Genomic DNA, 22,610 nt, shown 5'->3' on the forward strand with positions numbered 1-22,610 from the left:
AATTTTCTTTTGGTTTCTACCCTAAAGACGCAGAAAAACAGAAAATGTTACAAAAAATCGGAAATTTTCTGAAAAAAAAATGTACATTTGCCCAATAACACATTCAAACTTCGTGAAAGAGTTGTTGTTACATATCAAAAAAGTAAAGTTTCTCTTGTGGGGAACGTTGATTTTATTTTCGCTTACACCTTGTTCAGCGAAAGGATTTCTTTTTGATAGTGTTGAAATTTCGTTTTTTAAGCCGTTTCATAAAAATAGAACAACTGCTTTTTCATTTCAATGTCAGAATTCCGTAGCTGAAGAGCAAAATACTCAAACCGAATACGTTTTAAATGTATTTGATAATCAGGAAAGCGACTCGTTTTATTCTGCTGAGTTATTTACTTCCGAAGCGAAAATAAAAAAGGAGTATTTTTACCGAAATTCTTCAAATGCTCCTCCTAAGTATATTCTTTTTAGGTGTTTAAGGATTCATTTAAGCTAACTTTTTTAGATGGCAGGCATCGCAGATTGAAAAAACTGCGAGAAGCTTGTTCCGTTTATTATTTTTACTTTTCCGATTAGGAAAGTAAGCCGTTTTCTAATAAAGTTTTAATATTAAAAAGAGTTTAAATGAAAAATAATACATTTCAAGAACAATTTTCGTCTTGGTCAGGATTGTTCGCTTTGTCGTTGCGTTTGGTTATTGGTTGGACATATTTCTCTGCTTTTTGGAGACGTGTGGTTTTAGAAGACAAACTTTCTCCGGAAGTGGCTGGTTATGTAGGTGAGAAGTTTAACCATTTTTTGCCCAATGCATTGGGAATAAAACCTTTAATTGAGTACTTGGTTTCTAATCCCGATAAGTTAGAATTTGCAATGATTTCCTTCACTATAGTAGAAGCTATCGTGGGGTTATTCATTATGTTAGGATTATTCACACGTTTGATGAGCATCGGGGTGTTTTCCTTGGCGATGGGGATTTTGCTGGGTTCGGGCTGGTTAGGAACCACTTGTTTGGATGAATGGCAGATTGGCGTTTTGGGCTTGGCAGGAGGTTTTACCATTTTCTTAACCGGTGGAGGATTCTATTCACTTGATGATTTCTTTATACGAAAAAAATACGAGTTTACCTCCAAAAAATGGTTTAACTACTTGGGTTCAGGTGTCTTGCCAACCGAAAAACTGAAGCCTTTTGTGTTGGTATTTTCGCTATTTATCTTCGCAATTACGTTATTTACAAATCAGTATTTTCACGGAGGCGTGTTTGGGAAACTTCATAATAAATCGGTAAAACCTAAAGTAGAAATTTCAAATGTGGTGTTAGCTGATAATGAACTCACTTTTGAAGTTTTTCGTGTAGAAGGAGCTGACGTTTATGGTTCTTTCTTAATTGAAATACAAATTTTGAATGATAAGGGAGAAGTTTCTAAAAGCTGGAGTATGAATTATTTGTCAAAATTCCCGAAGGATAAGATTAATAATCATTATGTAGCAAAAGTGAAGCCTGGCAAGCATAGTTTGATATTGCCTTTGGGAGCAAAAGCAGATTTGTCAGTTCCGTTAGATGAATTGCCTAAGTCAGAAGTTAAAACGCTGAAACTTATTGATATTAGCGGAGCTGAATGGGCTGCCGAAATACGCTAACAATAATGAAAATAACTGCAAATATGAAGTCTGTTTGCTGTTATTAGGAAGATTATTTAACTTTGCCTTATGCAAAGATTAAATTTTAAAGAATATTCCTTCCGATTGAAAAAAATAGACGATAAAGTGTTTATTTTTGATGAAATTCGGAGGAAGTTTGTGGTGTTACAGCCTGAAGAATGGGTTCGCCAACACGTGATTCGTTTCTTGATAGAGGAAAAAAAAATGCCGAAGTCACTGATAAACGTGGAAAAAGAAATAACCATCAACGGATTGGCAAAACGTTATGATATAGTGGTTTTTTCAAAAAGTGGTGATATTCTTCTGGTGGTGGAATGCAAAGCACCAACAGTACACATTTCACAGTCGGTTTTCGACCAAATTGCACGTTACAATTTAATGTTGAAATCCGAGGTTTTGATGATAACCAATGGCTTACATCATTATTTTTGTCAGGTGGACTATGAAAAAGGTAAGTATCTTTTTCTGAAAGAATTGCCCGAATATGATTTTTTCTGCCAAAATAAAAGAGGATAAAGATTGAAAAAAATCTTTATCCTCTTTTTATATTTCAAAGATGTTATCCTATAATCATTCCCGCGATAGTTGCAGAAAGCAGTGAAGCTAACGAACCGCCTAAAACAGCTTTCAGCCCAAACTCGGAAAGTGTTTTTCGCTGACTGGGAGCCAAAGACCCAATTCCTCCGATTTGTATTCCGATAGAAGCAAAATTTGCAAATCCGCAAAGCATATACGTAGCAATGATTACCGATTTGTCATACAACAAGTGCGTGACACTGGCAACGTTTTTTAAATCAGCTAATTGCGTGTAAGCCACAAATTCAGAAGAGGCTAATTTCACTCCTAAAAGTTGTCCCATCAGCATCATATCTTCTTTAGGAACACCAATGAGCCACATCAAGGGAGAGAAAACAAATCCTAAAATCATTTCCAATGATAGGCTTTGGTATGGCGTGTTTTCTGCAATGAAGCCATTTAGGGAAGTGATTTCTCCAACCCAAGAAAAGAAATAATTAATCATCGCGATAAAAGCCACGAAAACCAGCAACATAGCTCCTACGTTGGCTGCTAATTTTAGTCCTTCGGTAGTTCCGTTAGCAATGGCATCCAACACGTTAGAACCTACGTTTTCAACAGATACTTTCGAGTCATTTGAAAAAGTTTCGGTTTGCGGATATAATATTTTTGAAACCACAATAGCCCCAGGTGCTGCCATTACAGAGGCTGCCAGCAAGTGCTTAGCAAACATCAATCGTAAAGCTGGGTCATTTCCGCCCAGAAAACCAATATAAGCTGCCAAAACGCCACCTGCCACAGTAGCCATTCCGCCAATCATAACAAGTAAAATTTCGGAACGAGTCATTTTTGCAAGATAGGCTTTAATCATCAGCGGGGCTTCGGTTTGCCCTAAGAATATATTTCCCGCCACAGAAAGGCTTTCGGTTCCTGAAATTCCAAGAAATTTGGATAAAAACCAAGCCAATCCTCGTACAATAATCTGAATTACACCTAAATAGAAAAGAAGCGAAGTTAAAGCAGAAAAGAAAATAATCGTAGGTAAAATCTGGAAGACGAAAATAAATCCGTACGTGTTGCTATCCATCAGTCCGCCGAGCAAAAATTCACTTCCAGCTTTGGTAAAATCTAATATCAGAACAAAAACTCCTCCCACTTTCTCGAAGATACTTTGCACAAAACTCACTTTAAGAACGCCAAAGGCAAGTAAAATTTGCATTCCGAGCCCGATGCCAACGGTTTTCCAATTGATTTTCTTTCTGTTACTACTGAAAATATAAGCAATCAGTAAAAGAACAACCATTCCCAACACGCCTCTGTACAAATTTTCAAACGTAAATCCTTGACTTTGTATGAGTTTCGTGGTTGCTTCAGCTGAAGTTCCTAATTCTTGCTTCACATCTTGAGCGAGAGCAAACAATGGGAAGAAAAAAAATATGCTAAGAAATTTTAATGCTGTATTCATTTTTAGTCTGTAAGATAATGATTTATAGTGAACTTTCTCTTTTTGCGATTTCATCTCTGATTTGAGCCGCTAACTCATAATCTTCGTTTTCTATGCAATCATTAAGCATTCGTTTTAAATCTTGAAGTGAATGATGTTCAAAACGGCTTTTTTCTTTTGGAGCTTCCTGTTTTTCAGGATAATCCAATGTTGGGCTTATGGTAGTTTCTATCGTATCAATTTGATTAGGAATTTGAATTCCGGCTTTTTGTAAAATATGTTTATGTGTGTAAATAGGAGCGTTGAAACGCAAAGCAATGGCAATGGCATCACTTGTGCGAGCATCAATGGAATGTTCTACTCCGTTTTGTTCACAAATCATATTGGAATGGAAAATTCCCTCTGTTAGCCTGTAAATTATAACTTTGGTAACTTTTACATTAAAAGTTGAGGCAAAAATCTTGAAAAGGTCGTGCGTTAAAGGTCTTGGAGGAATCATATTTTTATCCATCTCAAGGGCAATTGCCTGAGCCTCGAAAGCACCAATAACAATTGGCAACTTCAAATCGGATTCCGATTCGCGTAAAATCAACACAAAAGCCTCATTTTGAGATTGGCTGTAAGCAATTCTTTCTACGGAAAGTTCAACTAATTCCATTATGATGAAGTTCAGTATAATAATTCAGATGGTAAAAGTACTGTAAAAAAATAAGATTCAAAAGTTTTTGCTAAAAATTTACTTTTTTAGGGTTGAATATTAATTATAGTTGTGTTACATTTGCCAAAAGTATATCAGACATTTATGCTGATTTATTTTGAATTGGTTAGAAAATTAAAAATTGTAATATTATGAAATGGGAAGGCAGAAGACAAAGTAAAAACGTGGAAGACCGAAGAGGAATGGGAGCAGGCAAGAAAATAATTGCCGGTGGGGGAGTGCTGGGAATTATCATCGTGTTGTTACAACTCTTTGGTGGAGAAACAGGTCAGAACATTGCTCCAATACTTGAGCAATTTAACAGAGGGCAGCAAGTGGAGCAAACCTCGCGAGTGGTAGAACTCACAGAAGAGCAAAAGAAAATAGGCGAATTTGCAGCGACTGTTTTGGCAGACACAGAGGATGTGTGGGATAAAATTTTTGCAGAAAACGGTTTGGGAACATACAAAAAACCGGGCTTGGTATTATTTACGGATGTTGTAGAGTCAGGTTGTGGAAGGGCGACGGCTTCCGTAGGTCCGTTTTATTGTCCTGCAGACCATAAACTTTATATGGATATGACCTTTTTTGAGGAACTTCGAACAAGATTCGGTGCAAAAGGTGGAGATTTTGCCATCGCTTATGTAATGGCTCACGAGGTTGGGCATCACGTGCAGACGCTTTTAGGAACTTCGCAAAAGCTAAGGCAAGCACAACAAGGAAAAAGCAAAAAAGAAGCTAATAAACTATTGGTTGCCTTTGAATTACAAGCTGATTTTTACGCAGGAGTTTGGGCTCATCATAACAGAAAATATTTAGAAGAAGGTGATATAGAGGAAGCTATGAGTGCAGCTCACGCGGTAGGTGATGATGCCATTCAGAAGCGTATGCAAGGGCACGTAGTCCCGGATTCATTTACACACGGAACTTCCGAACAACGCAAAAAGTGGTTTATGAAAGGTTACACCACAGGAGATATCAGGCAAGGAAACACATTTGCCGGAATTGAGTGAAAGCAAAAAAGATTCAAAAACTTAAAATCAGTTTTTGAATCTTTTTCTTTAGAACACAGGAGCGATTCCCAGTCGTACTCCAAATTTCGGGTTTCGGACACCGTTCACGTCGTTGAAATCACTTCGCCAAACAAAGTCCAAACGTATGAAACGGAAATTCCCCAAACCAATATTTTCAATTCCGAACCCGTATTCCCAATACAACTTATTCGGAGCATTGAAAACTACATTTGAAATGGTAGCGTCTTTGTTTTTATCAGAAATAGTTCCGTAAGCAAAACGAGCAAAAACCAAACTTCGTAGCCTTGTATTTTTAATTCGAGGTATTCTATTGAAAATCAGTCCCTCAAAATGATGTTCGAAATATCCATTAATGTAAGTATCTGTTACAAAATCGTAATAATCCAGCAACACAAATGTGTTAGGAGCTGTTGAAAAAGATTGATTTGCAGGAGTTGGACTCAAAACAGTTAAAGGCACTGTACCAAATATTTTTCCCGCTTCGATTGAAGTTAAAAGCAATCCGTAACCAAAAAGAGGTATCGGTTTTTGTACCAAAAGCTGTAATTTGTCGTAATTGAATTGACTGTCAAAAACGCCTTTCACCCCTTTGGTATATTTGAATTGGTAAGTTGAAAATAACTTTTTCCCGAAACGTTGCTCAACGCCGTAACCATACACGTTTCTTTTCGGAGTATATGAAAGAACTAAACCTGTACTGAAATCATTGTAATGATTCATTATTTTCTGATTTTCAGGATTTTTGTAAGCTATTGAAAAATGTTCTTCATCAGCAGGTTTTGTCTTTTGATGTGCACCGAAGAATGAAACTTCAAAATTTTTGTGAAGCCCTATGGTTACGGAACTCTGCCATTTTTTGTTGTTGGTCAGATAATAATTTTCACCTCGGGCGATGATAAAATTGGTCGTTTTCCCAAAATCCAAGCGAGTATCGTCGTGCATTACAAAGCTGCCTAACTGCAAATTATCATTTTGGAAAGAAGCTCCGAAAGAGATACGTGGAGAATGTGTCAGTAAATACTTGGCACTGATTCCGTATTTGAATTTATGGTCACGCAATCCGTAGGCTCCATAGAAATACGAGCGAAATCTATCTTCGGTTGAAATATAAGTTTTGAATCCGGCTCGCAGTCTTCCTCCTTCAACATCATTTCGCGAGAAGATTTGTCCGAAATTTCCAAATTTCAGATATTTTCCTACAGAAATGTATCCCGAACCGATGATGTCCATAAAGTCTCCGATTAATTTTATGCGACGATTGCTTCCAACTTCTTGGATTAATGTTTTTGTTTTGCTCAAACGGTTGGAAGTCGCAGCGTTTTCGTTCCAATATGAGTTATCTTTAACAAACTGATTTTTAGAAACTCTAACGGTTTGTTCATTATAAAAGGCGGAAGGTTTTGGCTTATTTATTACCACATCGGAAAAATAGATTTCATTGTGTACATACAATCCTTTTTCATCTTCTTTTTTTGTAATTAGCGTAAAATCACCTTCTTGTATTTCTTTTATAGGATAATAAACAGAATCATTTTCAATAGCAAAATGTTTTTCAAAGAACAAACTTCGTACCATATTGATGTTTGTTTTTGGCGTTGTTTTCATTTCTATTGATTTGATAATAAATGTTTTACTATCAACAGTAAAAAAGCCTTCTAACGCCAAATCTTCATCTGACCTTGGAAAGAAATGAATTTTATAGAACATTCGGTTATTCTCTGAAATAGAGTCACTTAGCACATAATGGTATGTTCCGTAGCCGAATTCGGAAAGAGGCCCCACAAAGGGTTTATTTAGAATAATATATGAATTGTCATAAATTTCAAATTCATCGAAAGCTCGGCTAATTCGTTCTAAACCAAATCCTTCCTGAACAATTCCTTGTGAGCGTTCAGCCTCAATATCCACACGTTTTTTGCCCGAAATATTGTTTTCATAAACTCTTTCAACAGTTTCTTTTAAGTACATAGGAAGGGAAAAGTGTTCTTTGTACTTCTTTTCGGAAAGAATTTTTCGTATGGTATCGTATTCTCCTCCTAAGGTTGTTTGTAGAAAAATGCTATCTAAGTTGTTTAATCCCAGTTCGGTAGAATGATGTCTTTTATATTCGTAGGCTGTGGAATGTTGCAAGCCTCGTTTTGATTTATTTTTCCAAATTCCTTTCAGAATAGGATATGCGGGATTTTCTTTTTTGGATAAAGCTTTTTTGGGTTTGCCAACAACGGTTACTTCCTCAAGTATCTCTCCTTCAGCCAGTACTATAACCAAATTGCTTACATCGGCTTTGTTCAGAGATACTCTATTAGTAGCATACCCAATAAAAGAGACTTCAATTTCACGGTGCTTTTTTTCGGAATATAGTGAAAATTTTCCGTTTTCGTCTGTTGAGGTGCCTATTTTTGTTTTCGGAAAAATTACATTGGCATAAGGAATAGGGTTTCCGTCTTCGTCAATTACTTTTCCTGAAACATTTGTTTGGCAGAAAATAAAAAAAGGAAGAAAGAACAGTAATGTAAAAAAATATATTCTCATCATAAATTAATAATAAATCTGTCTGAAAAGCGGGCAAATATAAACCTTTTTCAGACAGATTCTTAAAATTAATTGATTTATTTTATATTCTATTTAAAGCATTTTGCTGTGATTTCTCTTAGTTCGGCTTCTTTTTCTTCTAAGCGTTGCAATAGTACGAATTGATTTCTCGCACGAATGAAGTTCTCATCTTCAAAGTGAGTTTTGAAGTAAATATCATTATTAAAATAATCCGTTAAGAAGCGAACTCCGATGATGAAAATCATATACTTAGCACCATCCAAAATCATATCTTTTTCGGTTTCGGTCATTACGTTTTTCATTACAGAGAAACCTTTACAAATGGCTTCAAAGAACGATGTATTGAACACAATTTTGGAGTCATCCAATTCATTTTCATTGGTTGGGCTGACAGAGGTGCGAACCATATCTCCAAAATCGTATAACAAAATTCCTTGCATTACCGTATCCAAGTCAATTACTTTAAAATCATTAGGATTGTCCTTGTTAATCAGAACGTTATTGATTTTAGTGTCATTGTGCGTTACACGAATAGGAATGCGTTTTTCATCAACAGCTTTTTTCACTTCATCGAAAATAACTTTGTGTGATTTTGCAAAATCATAAAGATGTTGTGCTTTTTTGATGCGTTCGGGTTTTGCTTGTGCATAAGCATCTTCCAACTGCTGGAAACGTTTTGGTCCGTTATGAAAATCAGGGATAGTATCCTGAAGTTTGTCAGTATCAATTTTTTCAAAAGTTTTGATGAAAGTAGCATAAGCTGAAGCAGCTTTTTCTGCTTGCCAAGCTTCTTCTACAAACTCATAAGCAACATAATTTTTTGCAAAGGGAACGGTTCTCCAAACGGCATTTTCTGTTTCTACAGAGTAGCCACCCGTTTTCACAGGTAACATATTTAAAATGATGTTGTTATCTGAAACTGTTTCCCAAAGTAACTCTATGTTTTTTATAATAGCGTGTGGCTTTTTAAAAACGTTGATGTTGATTCCTTGAAGAACATACTCATCTTCAGTGGTTTTTACCAAAAAAGTATAGTTAATATGCCCGTTTCCAAAAGGTTCTACGGAAATGATTTCTCCCTTTAAATCGAACAAAGGAGCAATTTTTTCGGCTGTGGTTTTCATTATTTGTTAAAATTTAAATAAGATGAAAAAGAAGATTTTTGATTTTTTTCAACTTTTTCATCTTAGTGGTTAATTACTTAAAAATTTTCAGGATATTTTCCGCTTTTAGTTAAGTTTTCTATTTCCTTTTTAACTTTTTCCAAGTCCTCACGGTAAGTCATCCCGAACCAAGCATCGTTATTTGGAAGGACTTCCAAAACATAGCCTTCTTTTTCAATAGCGTGCTGAACGATTAACGGAATAAAAAACTCAGCTTTTGGTTTATCTCTGTTTGCTTCAACGAAATCTGCAAAAAGTTTTTCTGTCATTGGGAAAATTTCAGGCGTGAATCCCCAGAAATTCATAGAAACAAAATCATTGATATCGTAGTTTATTCCTGTTTCTTGGTCTAAAACAGTAGTTTCATTTACTTTTATAAGTTTTGTAGCCTCTACAATTGACTGTAAATGATTGTTTTTATCTACTTTACAGATTCCTCGTGATACGGTTCCGTTTTCGCTTAGTGTGTTTCTTAATAGGTAACCGGCAGAGAAGAAAGTTTTATTTTTTCCTGATTTTAAGGCTTTTGCCATAAAAGTAAAGGCATCTTTTCCGTAATAATCATCGGCATTGATAATTAAGAAAGGATTTTTTACAACGTCTTTCACACAAAGCATTGCGTGTCCGGTTCCCCAAGGTTTTTGACGCTCAATTCCTTTCGGATTTTGTAAATCTTGATAAACGAATGAAACAGGCACTCCTTTAAAACGTTTTTCTAAATGCGTTTTAGTTAATTGGTCAATTTCCGTTCTGATAATCATAACTACATCTGAGAAACCAGCTTCGAGGGCGTCGAAAATCCCGTAGTCAAATAAAGCATTTCCGTTATAAATTTCCTGTAATTGCTTATCTGAACCGAAACGGCTACCTAAGCCTGCAGCTAAAATTACTAATGTTGTATTCATACTTTTTATATTTTTGTATTTGATTATAATTCTTTTAAGTGTTAGCCTTCCATATTTTCGATATTCTTGTAGGCTTCAATGATGTTTTTCACTAACGGATGTCGCACAACGTCTTTGTCATCCAAGTGAATAATCCCGATTCCCTTTACATTTCGTAAGATGAGCAACGCCTCTTTCAATCCGGAAGAAACTCTGCGAGGGAGGTCTATTTGCCCTGGGTCGCCAGTTATCATAAACTTGGCGTTTCGTCCCATTCTGGTTAGGAACATTTTCATTTGTGCGTGTGTAGTGTTTTGTGCTTCGTCCAGAATTACAAAGGCATTATCAAGAGTTCGTCCTCGCATAAAAGCCAAAGGAGCAATTTCTATGACACCTGTTTCAATAAATCCCGTGAGTTTCTCATACGGAATCATATCCCGAAGAGCATCATAGAGGGGCTGCATATATGGGTCTAACTTTTCTTTTAAGTCTCCCGGTAAAAATCCTAAATTTTCACCTGCTTCCACAGCAGGACGTGTCAAGATGATGCGTTTTACTTGTTTCTCTTTCAGAGCTTTAACAGCCAATGCCACTCCTACATAAGTTTTTCCGGTTCCCGCAGGTCCCACGGCAAAAAGCATATCGTTTTTCTTCATTAACTCAACCAATTTAACTTGGTTTTTTGTCTGTGGGCGAATGACTTTTCCGCTTACACCGTGAAGAATGATATCTTTATCGTTTTTTTGGTTTATCTGAGCATCTTCTCCGTTTGAGTTCAAAATACCATCGATTGACTGTACATCCAATCGGTTGTATTTCGTACAGAAATTGATTAGTTGCTGAATTTTCTTTTCAAAATCTTTCAGTTGGTCTTCCTCACCAAAGGCACGAATGCTATTTCCGCGTGCAACAATCTTCAGTTTGGGAAAATGGGCTTTGATTTGCTTTATATTTGTTTCTCCTTCACCGAAAAAGAGTTGAGGATTTATTTCTGTGAGTTCTAAAGTAATTTCGTTCAAAGTTTTTTAGTTTTTGTGAATCGAATGATGTGATGTTGTTAATTAAAACAGTGCAATTTTATAAAAAAAAACGCTCATTTGCAAGAGAAAAGCTCTTTTTATTTTGGATATTGAGTAAGAAAATTTAAATGCTGAAGTATGGAAGATATTTAAAATAAAAAAAGTAGCTAAGTTTTGTGTCTTGGCTACTTTTTTGTAAATATTTAATGAAATTAATTATTGATTGCAGGGTCTTTCATTCCTTGTTCAATCATATTGTAGAATTGGTCAAGTTTTGGAAGTACCACAATACGAGTTCTTCTGTTTTGAGCTTTTCCTTCTTTGGTGTCGTTAGTGGTTACAGGCACATACTCGCTACGTCCTGCGGCTGTCATACGTGCTGGGCTAACTCCAAAATCGTTTTGCAAAATACGAACAATTGCAGTAGCTCGAAGTACACTCAAATCCCAATTGTCTTTAATTGAGCTATTTGCTTTGAAAGGAACATTATCAGTATGTCCTTCAACCATAAACTCAAAATCAGGTTTGTTTTTCACAACCGTAGCAACTTTTCCTAACACTTCTTTAGCTCGGTTTGTAACGGCGTAACTTCCGCTGCTGAATAACAACTTGTCGGAGATATTCACAAAAACAACACCTTTCTCTACTTTAATTTCGATGTCTTGGTCGTCTAAGTTTCCGATAGCTCCTTTCAAACTTTGAACTAAAGCCAAATTAACAGAGTCACGACGAGTTACGGCGTCTCGTAAATTTTTGATTGTCAAATCTTTCTCTCGAAGGCTTTCCAATGATTTTTCAAGGTTTTCAGCTCCTTTTTGGGTTAATGTTGTAAGGTTGTCCATATTGTTGATAAGTTGCTGATTGTTTTCCTTTAACAAATCATTTTGGCTTTTCAAACTTGCAATTTGGTGCTGTAAACCTTCGTAATCTTTCAAGCAGATGTTCAACTTCATTGTTGCTGAATTCAATAAATCTTCCGTTTGTTTGTATTTATCTTCTAATTCAGCGAATTTCTTTTTAGAAACGCACGAAGTCGCCAAAAAGCTCACTAATGAAACAGCGATAAAAATTTTTCTCATCTCTATACGTTTAATAAATAGTTAGTCCGCAAAGTTACTAAAAAAATCAATGGAAATCACTAAATAGCTTTTTATTTTTAATAAAATAGAGCCAAACGATTGATTTTGTGATATAATATGAAGAAAAATTAGATTTTAATCTTTTATTCTTGAATTTGAAAAAATTACGATAGAAGCTCATATGAGCCTTAAATATCGCCCAAGTAAATTGAATTTTTCCTTGAAAAAGAAAACGAATTCCTGCAATTCCGTCTAAAACCATTCTGATAAACAGTATTTTATATAAGTTTTCTTGCGGAAGATTTTTAAGAAGCATAAACAAACCATTTCTGAAATTCAGAAAAGTTTTTTTCGGGTCATTCACGGGAAGAGTAGCACCACCAACGTGATAAACAACGCTTTCAGGACAAAAAACAATTCGTTTGCCGAGAAGATGAATCCTCCAACAAAGGTCTATTTCCTCCTGATGAGCAAAAAAATCTTCATCGAAGCCCTTTAGCTGATGAAAAACTTCAGAACGCACAAAAAAACAAGCTCCCGAAGCCCAAAAAATATCCGTTTGGTTGTCATATTGAGCGTTATCTTCTTCGATAGTGTCAAAAACACGTCCTCGACAGAAAGGAAAACCATATTTATCAATGAAACCGCCCGCAGCTCCCGCATATTCGAACAGTTTTTTATTTTTATAATCCAAAATTTTCGGCTGAACTACCCCAATTTCAGGATTTTTGAAGATATTTATGATTGGAAGTAACCAATTTTCGGTGACTTCGATATCCGAGTTGAGCAAACAGTACACATCTGCGGAAATTTCTGCTAATCCTAAATTGTATCCTTGAGCATAGCCACCATTTAAAGGATTTCTGACAACCTGAACGTTTGGAAAATTAAATTTTAAATACTCAATTGAATTATCAGAAGAGGTATTGTCAATTACGTAAGTATCAGCTCCTTCCGAATGTTTTACCACCGAAGGGAGAAACTTTTCCAGCAAGTGTTTTCCGTTCCAATTAAGTATGACGACAGCTATTTTCATAGAGTTATTTCACTTCGTAGGAAATTTCGGAGTATTGTGAAACGCGGAAAGCCCCTAACGGATTTTCTTTTGGATTTTCTGTGTTTACAACGTTGCCATACACACGCGAAGGAACGGTAAATCCGCCTTCTCTTCTGCTGCCGACTATGTTGCTTATCAATATATTAACAAATTGCTGATATTGAGGAGAAACACGAAAAAGGGTAGCCCTAACCTCGTATCCTTTTTTCAAAACCAATTCCATAAGGATTGTAGTAAAGAAGAATTTTTGGTCGGCAAGGAGTTCATCGTCCAAGCTGATGAAAACGTCTTTGTTATGGTCTTTAATTCTTATAAAATAGTTATTCGGCTCATTCGGGAAGCCATTAAAAGGAAATTTCACTTCGATTTTATCTTTGAAAATCCCGCCGTTACTTTTTTGTGTAATTTCATCAGGATTTATCACAGGAACTTCCCGCATTTTTTCCTTAGCGACGTACGTTTTGCCTTTGTGTTCGATAGTCAGGATGTATTCTTTTCCTATTGCGGGGATAATACCATCGGTGTTTGTGTAGATGCTTCCTCCTTTGGAAGGAACAAACGCAATCCCAACCAAGTCTTTATCTTTGATGTCCAAATCTTTGTAATCTTCCGGGAAGATTTCTTTTAAAATATAAACCGCGCCATCATTTGTTGATATCTTTACGGTTGCATCGCTGATTTTTTCCGAAGGATTTTGCTCGTAATAATTTGTAGTGTAGCTCAAATGAACAACGGGATAGGCTTTTTCGTTTCCTTTTTTCCAATCGATATAGGCATCAACTACCAATTGTTTTTCTTGAGTGTCTAAAGATAAGTCAATTACCTCCTCGCAAGAAGCAAGCAAGGTTGTAAGACACAGAAATATGTAAACAAATTTTTTCATAGCTTAAAAAGTAAAATTATAGGTTACGCTCGGAACAATTCCGAAGATGGAAAGCTTAACGGCCTCATTCTTTCTGGTTTCTTTGTTCTCTCTGAAGGAAATAGAAATCGCATTTTTACGATTGTACACATTGTACAGCCCGAAACTCCATTCGCTTTTCCAACGTTTGTCTTTTCTTGTTGGTGTGTAAGTTGCCGACAAATCCAAACGGTGATAACTCGGCAGCCTGTACGCATTGCGCTCACTGTAATTCGGGATGGTTAGCCCCAAATATTGGTATTTACCAACCGGAAAATTGGCAGGCAAACCGGTTTGATAGTTAAAAATCGCTCCGAAAGACCATTTTTTATTCAAAGCATAGGTAGCAGTGATGGAAAGGTCGTGAGGTTTGTCGTACGCCGTGTTGTACCAATTTCCGTAATTGATACCGATTTCCTCCACTGTACGTCCTTTGGTTTGTTGCTCTGATTTTGAAAGTGTATAAGCTATCCATCCGGTTAATTTCCCTGTGTTTTTGCGAAATAATACTTCCAACCCATATGCACGGCTGCGTCCACTTAATATAACACGCTCAATATCTTCTTTGGCAATAAGATTTGCTCCATCGATGTAATCCAAACGATTTTTTGTTAGTTTGTAATAAGCCTCAACCTCCAAGCTGTATTTGTCTTCCGCCAGATTATTCGCAAAACCTATGGCAAACTGATTGGCTTTTTGTGGTTTTAGGAATCGGTCACTCGGAGCCCAAACGTCGAGCGGAGTAGGAGATGAGGTGTTGGTTATCAAATGCAAATACTGCGAGGTGCGTGCATAGCTTGCCTTGATGGATTTATCGTCATCCAAAGCATACGCAAGGGCAAATCGCGGTTCCAAATTACTAAACAGGTCGATAATTTTTCCTCGATGATAATATGTAGAGCCTATCGGGGTGGCTTCCTGATAAATCTGTAAGTCACGATTGAAAACCACAGCTTCATCGTCTTTATAAACGTGCATACGGCGACTTCCTAAATGATAGAAAGAACTCAGCCTAAGCCCGAACGAAGCACTTAGCGATGAGGTCAAATTATGTTCGGAATCAATGTACATTCCTGTTTCAAGGGCGTATTTATTAGGAAGCTGAAGTTCTTTTATGGCAGAAGTGGGCGTAGTTGGCGATAATTTTCCGGGCATAAACTTGTAAAGCAAGCCTTGCACTCCGTAACTAACTTTCCACTTCTCGGAAATGTAGTTCCTAAAGTCGTATTTTAAATTGAGATTCTTAATTCCCGAATCCCACTGAAACTCAATAGGGTCAAGACGGAAACCATAATAGTAATCACTGAAAATGAGCGACAGATTGGAGAAAAGACGACTGTTGAAAATATGATTCCAACGCAAATTAAAGAGTGCATTCCCATATACATTCTTAACCACATCGCTTAGCTCGAATAAGTCTCTCCCAAAATATCCCGACAAATAAAAGGTATTGTTCTGATTAAGTTGGTAAGAAAGTTTGGTGTTCAGGTCATAAAAATATGCCGTATTGTCATTGTTTCGCAGTTTTAGGAACAGATGTGCATACGAGGCTCTTCCTCCGAAAAGAAAAGAAGCCTTATCTTTGATGATAGGACCTTCTGCCAATAATCGGGAAGAGAGAACGCCAATACCACCGGTCATCCCAAAATCGTTGCGGTTTCCTTCCTTTTGATAAATATCCAACACGGAAGAAATCCTTCCGCCGTATCGTGCCGGAATGCTCCCTTTGTACAGTTTCATATCTCGGACAGCGTCGGCATTGAAAACGCTCAAAAATCCGAATAAATGTGACGAGTTGAAGATAACAGCTTCGTCCAAAAGCACTAAATTTTGGTCGGCACCACCACCACGAACGTTGAAACCCGAAGAGGCTTCCCCAGCATTGCTCACGCCGGGCAATTGCATTAAAGATTTTACAATGTCCACCTCTCCCACAAGTACGGGAAGTTTCTTAATTGTAGAAATAGGGACGCTAACGGTACTCATTTCGGGCTTTCGGATGTCCACCTTTTGCGAAGCGTTGGCGGTAATTTCCACCGCGTCGAGTTCTACGGCTTGAGGAGAAATTTTATAATCCTTCCGTATGTTTTTATCCAATGTAATGGTTTCAACAATGGTTTCAAATCCCATAAAATCTACCGTTATGGTGTATTTTCCATCGGGAAGGGTGATAGAATAGAAGCCGTACTCATTGGTATAAGTCCCCGTGTTAAGTTCCTTGATGATTATATTTACTCCAAGCATCTTTTCCCCGTTTGAGGCATCGGAAACAACTCCGCTGATGGTATGTTTCTTTTGGGAATATGTTGCCAGACTTACAATAAAGAGGATAAATAAAGCTACTTGTTTCATATAAATTTTTATTTGTCGCAAAGATAGTCATTAATTTTGAGAATTTTATTGTTGAGAATGCTTTTTTGTTGCCTAAAAACGTGATTTTTTTTCAAAATAAGAGATTAGTTTTTGATTTTATCTTAATTTTTTATAAAATCTTCTTGAAATATGTTGCTAATTATACCTTTGGAATTTGTTTCACCTGCTTTTTGGGATATTTTCCCCTTTTTGAGGTTTGAAAACAGTTGTAAAGAGATGAATTTATGCAGAAAATTTGAAAATTATTGCAGAAATATGATGTCAAAACCTTCTCCAGATTTCTGAGAAGAAATTATATGGGATTGAAAGTCTATTTTTAGTTTAATTTAGGTGAAAATATGAGATTGATAGCTTATTTCTGATTTAATTTTGCAAAAAATATGATGTCAAAACCTTCTCCAGATTTTTGAGAAGAAATTATATGGGATTTAAAGGCTGTTTTTAGTTTGATTTAGATAAAAATATGAGATTGATAGCTTTTTTCTGATTTAATTCTACAAAAAATATGATGTCAAAACCTTCTCCATATTTCTGAGAATAAATTATATGGGATTGAAAGGCTTTTTTTAGTTTGATTTAAGCAAAAATATGAGATTGATGGCTTCTTTTTAATTTTAAAATAACTGGCGACGTTAATAAAAAGCATAAAAAAACCACCTTTTGGGGTGGTTGTTTTACTCTTTATAAGTTTTTGAAATAATATCCTATTCCTATTTGAAGATAATTATTGCGAATAATCGGTGCAAACTCGGAAATGTTACTCAACCCGAAGTTATATCTTGCTTCCAAAAAGAAATCTTTAAAAATACGGCATTCTCCACCCAAAAACAAAGAATGATTTCCTATTTTGATATTCCTTAATCTAATTATTTCACCGTTTATCTTTGTTGTAGCTGTTAAATTAAAACCAAGATTTAATCCTCCGAGTAAAGCAAGCCGATTAACAGGATATACCTTTATTCCGAGCGGAAGACTGTAAGTATGTAAATGTATATCGAAAAATCCTTCGTAATTTTCTCCTTTATCTACTTGAATACTTCCAAAGATGTTTCTTGCTCCAAGTCCTGCCATCGTGAATTCGGCTTGCCCGGAGATATATTCGTTTAAAAAATATTCAGCTTGCAATGCCAAGTAGATATTTGATTTTGAACTTGATGTTAAACTCATATGATTGGAGCCTTCCATCTTAAAAGTTGAATTTACATAACCTAACTTTGTTCCAAACCTGAATGATTGTGCATTAATAACACCCAATGTCATTAAAAACACGATTGTTAAAAGTCGTTTCATATTTATATATTTTTATTGTTGATTGCTTAATGAAAATATTAGCAAAAATAGAAAGAAAAGTTAAAGATATCAAATTTTATTAGATAGAAAAATATGAAAGAAATAGTAATATTTCATTTTGAATATAGGAATTATATGATGTTTTAAGTCTCACAGAAAATTGAAACATTAAATAAACATCACTCAACCCAATAAAATGCATATATTAATAGGAATAAATCAGAAATGAAAGCAGGAAGTTTTTTTCGTTCAATATATTTAGGCAATAAAAAACTGCCCGAAAAAACTGAATTTCTCGGACAGTAAAAAATAAAAAAACAAATGTATAACCCTCAAATTTAAGTATTAGAACTCGGCGTTTTGTGGCGTTCGGGGGAAAGGAATCACATCACGAATGTTGGTCATTCCTGTTGCGAAAAGCACTAATCGCTCAAAACCAAGCCCGAAACCACTGTGAACAGCCGTACCGAATTTACGTAAATCCAAATACCACCATAATTCCTTCTCGTCGATGCCCATAGCTTTGATTTTTTCAACCAAAACGTCGTAGCGTTCCTCACGTTGCGAACCGCCCACGATTTCGCCAATGCCTGGGAAGAGAATATCCATCGCACGAACCGTTTTTCCATCCTCGTTCAGACGCATATAAAACGCTTTGATTTTTGCAGGATAATCAAACAGAATCACAGGACTTTGGAAATGTTTTTCTACCAAATATCGTTCGTGTTCGCTTTGCAAATCTGCTCCCCATTCTTCGATAAGATATTGGAATTTTTTCTTTTTATTATGGTTTGAGTTTTTCAGAATATCAATAGCTTCAGTGTAACTTACACGTTTGAAATTGTTGTTGATAACGAACTCCAATTTTTCGATAAGTGACATCGAACTACGCTCGTTTTGTGGTTTGGTTTTTTCTTCCTCCAAGAAGCGATTGTTCAGGAATTCGATGTCTTCACGGCAACGCTCAAGGGTGTATTTCAGCACATATTTGATGAAATCTTCCGCCAAATCCATATTTCCGTCAAGGTCGAGGAAGGCAACTTCGGGCTCTATCATCCAGAATTCTGCCAAGTGGCGAGAAGTATTTGAATTTTCGGCACGGAAAGTAGGACCAAATGTGTAGATTTTGCCCAAAGCCATTGCAAAGGTTTCACCTTCAAGCTGTCCGGAAACTGTCAAATTCGTTTCTCTTCCGAAGAAATCTTTTTTGAAATCAACGTTTCCTTCTTCGGTAAGTGGCGGATTTTTAGCATCTAAGGTGGTTACACGGAACATTTCGCCCGCACCTTCGGCGTCGCTTCCTGTGATGATAGGTGTGTTCACGTAGAAAAATCCGTTTTGTTGGAAATAATCGTGAATGGCGAATGCCAATACCGAACGCACCCGCATAATAGCCCCGAAAACATTGGTTCGCACCCTTAGGTGAGCATTTTCACGCAAAAACTCAAAAGAGTGTTTTTTAGGTTGAATTGGATATTCTTCCGGATTGGAATCTCCCAAAATATGTACTTCTGTTGCTTGAACTTCAATGGATTGTCCTTTTCCTTGACTTTCTACAACAGTACCTTTTACTTCAATGGCAGCCCCTGTTGTGATGCGTTTGAGAATTTCCTCATCGGTGTTTTCAAAATCTACAACTACTTGCACATTTTCGATAGTTGAACCGTCATTCAAAGCAATAAAACGATTGCTTCGGAAAGTACGCACCCAACCTTTTAAAGTTACTTCTTGTGTTGTTTTACCTTCTTTTAATAAATTTTTAATGTTGATATACATACATTTATGCTTTGTTTGTCTTTTTTGTTGCGGTGATAAATTATTTTGCAAATATAGGAAAAAGATTTGTTACTTAATCACTACTGTTTTGATGTTAGCAAATTCATACATTCCAAATTGAGAAAGTTCACGCCCGTATCCTGAATTTTTCACTCCGCCGAAAGGTAAATGCGGGTCGCTGATGAGCATTTCGTTGATATAAACAGCTCCTTCTTCAAAGCGGTAAGTTTGTGATTTTATGAACTCTACATCTTTTGAAAAGACTGAAACTCCCAAACCGAAATCCGATAAATTACTCAACGTTACAGCTTCATCAAAGGTTTTGAAAAATGTCACAGCTGCGACAGGACCAAAGGTTTCTTCTTTAAAAACAGGCATTTCAGGAGTGACTTCTGACAAAATCGTAGGCTCATAAAAAGAACCTTCACGTTTTCCTCCGCAGATGAGCTTTGCCCCCAGAGAGATACTTTCATTTACTAATTTTTCCAATTCAATAGCCAAGTCTTCCCGTGCCATTTCACCTATTTCCGTATTCAAATCGAATTTATCTCCCTTTTTCAAGGCCTCTACTTTTAGTTTGAAAAGAGAAAGGAATTTTTCTTTCAAATTTTCGTGAACAAGAAAACGTTTGGCAGCAATACAGCTTTGTCCTGCATTTTGCATACGGGCATTAACAGCAGTTGATACAGCTAACTCTAAATCAGCATCTTCACATACGATAAAAGCCGCACTTCCGCCAAGTTCCAACACGGATTTTTTGAGATGTTGCCCTGCACATTGAGCGATGGCTCTTCCTGCGGGTTCGCTACCTGTGAGAGAAACTCCTTTAATGTGTTTGTGAGCAATAATGTCAGCAACGAATTTACTTTCTAAAAACAGATTTTTGTATATAGGAAATTTCAGTTTGTCGGAATTGAAAATGGTTTCCAGTAAATCCGCTGATTTTGGGACGTTTGAGGCGTGTTTTACTACAAAAATATTTCCTAAAATCAAATTCGGAATCACAAAACGAAAAACTTGCCAAAAAGGAAAGTTCCAAGGCATCACCCCAAGCAAAACTCCAATCGGTTCAAAAGTAATGTAACTTTCTGTCCATTTGGTTTTTATCTGCTGCGGTTTCAAGAAATTTTCAGAATTTTCAATATAATAATCGCACAAATAAGCACATTTTTTTACCTCTGCGATGGATTGCGAAATAGGTTTACCCATATCCGAAGTAATTGCTTTGGCGTATAACTCGGTATTCTTTAGTAGTTTATCTCTTATTTCTTTAATGACTTCAATCCGTTGAGGCACAGAATATTCCTTCCATAACAAATAGGAATTTTGTATATTTTCAATAACGTTATTCATAAGTTAGATGAATTTAATAAATAATGAGTTTTAGCTTACTGGCAAAGGTAAGTAAAATTAAGCGATTAGGGCGGAACTTTTCCGATAATTTTTTAACTTATAATTTAGATTGTCAATAACATAGGAATAGAAAATATAATTTCCGACATAAAAAATTGTCTGATATTTAAAAAATATGTAGGTTTGCAGATATTTTTAAAGCTATGGGTTTTTCTGAGATTTTTTTTACACTTTTTGTGGTTCTGATACTTTTTGGGGCAGATAAGATTCCGGAAATAGCTCGTGGTTTGGGCAAAGGAATGCGACAACTTCGTGATGCAACCAATGAAATTAAGTCCGAAATCAAAAAGAGTGCAGAACAAAATAATATTGATACTTCTTTTATAGAAGAAACTCAAAATGAGATAGATAAAATAAAAGAGGAAATTGAAGAAGCAACAAATATTACAGGAACCGTAAAAAGGCAACGATAATTATGACACCAAAAACGAAAGCATTTTTATTTAATTTCATTTGTTTTGGAGCGATTTTTATCACGATTCGGCTTGGGGTTAATTACTTCTTTCCTGAGCTGAAGTACTTGTTTGCATCTCTTATTTCGGGAGTGATAACGATTTTTGTTTCGCCTCGTTTTGCGGCTGTGCCTACGGACAAAGGAGAAAAACTTTTTATGAAGTGGATTTTCTTCAAAGGTGTTAAGCAAATAGGAGACTAATAATCATTCTATTGAGAAAATTTTGTACTTCAAGTGAGTTCTTTTTACCACATTTTCAGTGCGTTCGTGATGTGTATCGGTGATAAACAGTTGCCCGAAATGTTTTTCTGTTACAAGCGAAACCAACTTTGCTACCCGATTATCATCTAATTTATCAAAAATATCATCTAACAAGAAAATAGGAACAACCTTTAATTGTTTTTTAATTATTTCAAACTGAGATAGTTTTAAAGCAATTAAAAAGGATTTTTGTTGTCCCTGACTTCCGTATTTTTTCATAGGAAATCCTTCTATTTCAAAAAGCAAATCGTCTTTATGAATGCCGGCAGAAGTGTATTGTAAAGCTCTGTCTTTGTTGATGTTCTGTGATAATAAACTTGCTAAATCCGTTTGATGAAGAGAACTTTCGTAAGTCAAATTCACGTTTTCTTTTCCTTCGGAAATATATTGATATTGATACTCAAAAATAGGCAAGAAAGTTTTCATAAAAGACTTTCGTTTTTCGTAAATATATTGCCCGATTTCAGAAAGTTGCTTGTCATAAATGGAAAGCGTATCAATGTCAAAAGAATGATTTTCAGCGAAAATTTTGAGAAGTGTATTGCGTTGCAAAAGGATTCGGTTGTAATTCACAAGTTTGTCCAAATATTGCACATCGGATTGTGAAATTACATTATCTAAAAATTTTCTTCGTACTTCGCTTCCGTCCAAAATTAAATCCTGATCGGCTGGCGAAATAATAACCATAGGATATTTGCCTATGTGGTCAGCCATTTTGTCATACGTTTTTCCGTTACATTTGATGATTTTCTTTTGTCCTCGTTTTATGCTGCAAACTATCTGTTCTTCACGCTCTTGACTTTCAAAAAGCCCGTCAATTACATAAAATTCCTCTCCGTGGCGAATACTTTGTGTCGCTGACGAATTGAAGTAACCTTTCCCAATTCCTAAATGATAAATAGCATCAAGCAAATTGGTTTTTCCGACACCGTTGTTCCCAACAAAGCAATTGATATTTGCCTCAAAAAGAAACTCTTTTGAAGGAATGTTTTTGTAATTTACAATTGAAAGTTTTTTCAGAAACATAGTTTTTTACTGTACAAAAGTAA

The 22,610-nt window shown here is 35.9% G+C and carries 19 protein-coding genes; 5 read left to right on the top strand and 14 right to left on the bottom strand.

Annotated elements, in window-relative coordinates:
• Window positions 1-612: 612 nt before the first annotated feature.
• Together CGC58_RS08575 and CGC58_RS08580 are read left to right on the top strand one after the other, a co-directional pair.
• Window positions 613-1,626: a TQO small subunit DoxD gene (locus CGC58_RS08575; protein WP_095896344.1), complete on the top strand. Its 1,014-nt coding sequence runs from the start codon at window positions 613-615 to the stop codon at window positions 1,624-1,626.
• 69 nt (window positions 1,627-1,695) lie between these two features.
• Window positions 1,696-2,163 (top strand): type I restriction enzyme HsdR N-terminal domain-containing protein, encoded by a 468-nt coding sequence (locus CGC58_RS08580; protein WP_095896345.1) that lies wholly within the window; start codon window positions 1,696-1,698, stop codon window positions 2,161-2,163.
• A 43-nt stretch (window positions 2,164-2,206) separates the two neighbouring features.
• Here the strand turns inward: CGC58_RS08580 and CGC58_RS08585 are convergent, their stop codons facing one another.
• Together CGC58_RS08585 and CGC58_RS08590 are read right to left on the bottom strand one after the other, a co-directional pair.
• Window positions 2,207-3,628: a NupC/NupG family nucleoside CNT transporter gene (locus CGC58_RS08585; RefSeq protein WP_198540719.1), complete on the bottom strand. Its 1,422-nt coding sequence runs from the start codon at window positions 3,626-3,628 to the stop codon at window positions 2,207-2,209.
• Between the two features lie 22 nt (window positions 3,629-3,650).
• Complete coding sequence (locus CGC58_RS08590; protein ID WP_095896346.1) at window positions 3,651-4,265, bottom strand: bifunctional nuclease family protein; 615 nt, start codon at window positions 4,263-4,265, stop codon at window positions 3,651-3,653.
• Between the two features lie 191 nt (window positions 4,266-4,456).
• On the opposite strand from CGC58_RS08590, the gene ypfJ reads away from it, so the two are divergent.
• Entirely contained in the window at window positions 4,457-5,317 is an 861-nt protein-coding gene (gene ypfJ, locus CGC58_RS08595; protein WP_095896347.1) for a KPN_02809 family neutral zinc metallopeptidase, read from the top strand.
• Between the two features lie 48 nt (window positions 5,318-5,365).
• On the opposite strand, the gene CGC58_RS08600 is transcribed toward ypfJ, so the two are convergent.
• From CGC58_RS08600 to CGC58_RS08650, 11 genes are all read right to left on the bottom strand, one after another.
• Window positions 5,366-7,873, bottom strand: a complete 2,508-nt coding sequence (locus CGC58_RS08600; RefSeq protein ID WP_394336608.1) for a DUF5686 and carboxypeptidase-like regulatory domain-containing protein — start codon at window positions 7,871-7,873, stop codon at window positions 5,366-5,368.
• Window positions 7,874-7,959: 86 nt separating this feature from the next.
• Window positions 7,960-9,015 carry a phosphotransferase gene (locus CGC58_RS08605; protein WP_095896348.1) on the bottom strand — a complete coding sequence of 352 codons (1,056 nt, stop codon included), beginning with the start codon at window positions 9,013-9,015 and terminating at the stop codon, window positions 7,960-7,962.
• A 77-nt stretch (window positions 9,016-9,092) separates the two neighbouring features.
• The gene (locus CGC58_RS08610) at window positions 9,093-9,959 is read right to left on the bottom strand and encodes a nucleotidyltransferase family protein (protein WP_095896349.1); all 867 of its coding nucleotides are present in this window, start codon (window positions 9,957-9,959) and stop codon (window positions 9,093-9,095) included.
• Between the two features lie 41 nt (window positions 9,960-10,000).
• Complete coding sequence (locus CGC58_RS08615; RefSeq protein WP_095896350.1) at window positions 10,001-10,957, bottom strand: PhoH family protein; 957 nt, start codon at window positions 10,955-10,957, stop codon at window positions 10,001-10,003.
• Between the two features lie 212 nt (window positions 10,958-11,169).
• On the bottom strand, window positions 11,170-12,036 hold the full coding sequence (locus CGC58_RS08620) for an OmpA family protein (RefSeq protein ID WP_095896351.1): 867 nt from the start codon (window positions 12,034-12,036) through the stop codon (window positions 11,170-11,172).
• Between the two features lie 46 nt (window positions 12,037-12,082).
• A complete protein-coding gene (locus CGC58_RS08625; protein ID WP_095896352.1) occupies window positions 12,083-13,072 on the bottom strand; it encodes a glycosyltransferase family 2 protein in 990 nt (329 codons plus the stop codon).
• 4 nt (window positions 13,073-13,076) lie between these two features.
• Entirely contained in the window at window positions 13,077-13,976 is a 900-nt protein-coding gene (locus CGC58_RS08630; protein WP_095896353.1) for a DUF4249 family protein, read from the bottom strand.
• Window positions 13,977-13,979: 3 nt separating this feature from the next.
• Window positions 13,980-16,346, bottom strand: a complete 2,367-nt coding sequence (locus CGC58_RS08635; protein ID WP_095896354.1) for a TonB-dependent receptor — start codon at window positions 16,344-16,346, stop codon at window positions 13,980-13,982.
• 702 nt (window positions 16,347-17,048) lie between these two features.
• Window positions 17,049-17,657: an outer membrane beta-barrel protein gene (locus CGC58_RS08640; RefSeq protein ID WP_095896355.1), complete on the bottom strand. Its 609-nt coding sequence runs from the start codon at window positions 17,655-17,657 to the stop codon at window positions 17,049-17,051.
• 345 nt (window positions 17,658-18,002) lie between these two features.
• Window positions 18,003-19,433 carry an asparagine--tRNA ligase gene (gene asnS / locus CGC58_RS08645; protein WP_095896356.1) on the bottom strand — a complete coding sequence of 477 codons (1,431 nt, stop codon included), beginning with the start codon at window positions 19,431-19,433 and terminating at the stop codon, window positions 18,003-18,005.
• Window positions 19,434-19,502: 69 nt separating this feature from the next.
• The gene (locus CGC58_RS08650; RefSeq protein ID WP_095896357.1) at window positions 19,503-20,786 is read right to left on the bottom strand and encodes an NAD-dependent succinate-semialdehyde dehydrogenase; all 1,284 of its coding nucleotides are present in this window, start codon (window positions 20,784-20,786) and stop codon (window positions 19,503-19,505) included.
• Window positions 20,787-20,989: 203 nt separating this feature from the next.
• Between CGC58_RS08650 and CGC58_RS08655 the strand changes: the two genes are divergently transcribed.
• Entirely contained in the window at window positions 20,990-21,259 is a 270-nt protein-coding gene (locus tag CGC58_RS08655) for a Sec-independent protein translocase subunit TatA/TatB (protein ID WP_095896358.1), read from the top strand.
• Window positions 21,260-21,261: 2 nt separating this feature from the next.
• Window positions 21,262-21,501, top strand: coding sequence for a hypothetical protein (locus CGC58_RS08660; protein ID WP_095896359.1), 240 nt, complete (start codon window positions 21,262-21,264; stop codon window positions 21,499-21,501).
• 3 nt (window positions 21,502-21,504) lie between these two features.
• Here CGC58_RS08660 and recF read toward each other — a convergent pair whose 3' ends face one another.
• Window positions 21,505-22,587 (bottom strand): DNA replication/repair protein RecF, encoded by a 1,083-nt coding sequence (gene recF / locus CGC58_RS08665; RefSeq protein WP_095896360.1) that lies wholly within the window; start codon window positions 22,585-22,587, stop codon window positions 21,505-21,507.
• Window positions 22,588-22,610 lie beyond the last annotated feature (23 nt).

The organism is Capnocytophaga stomatis (assembly GCF_002302635.1).
Taxonomy (GTDB): Bacteria; Bacteroidota; Bacteroidia; order Flavobacteriales; family Flavobacteriaceae; genus Capnocytophaga; species Capnocytophaga stomatis.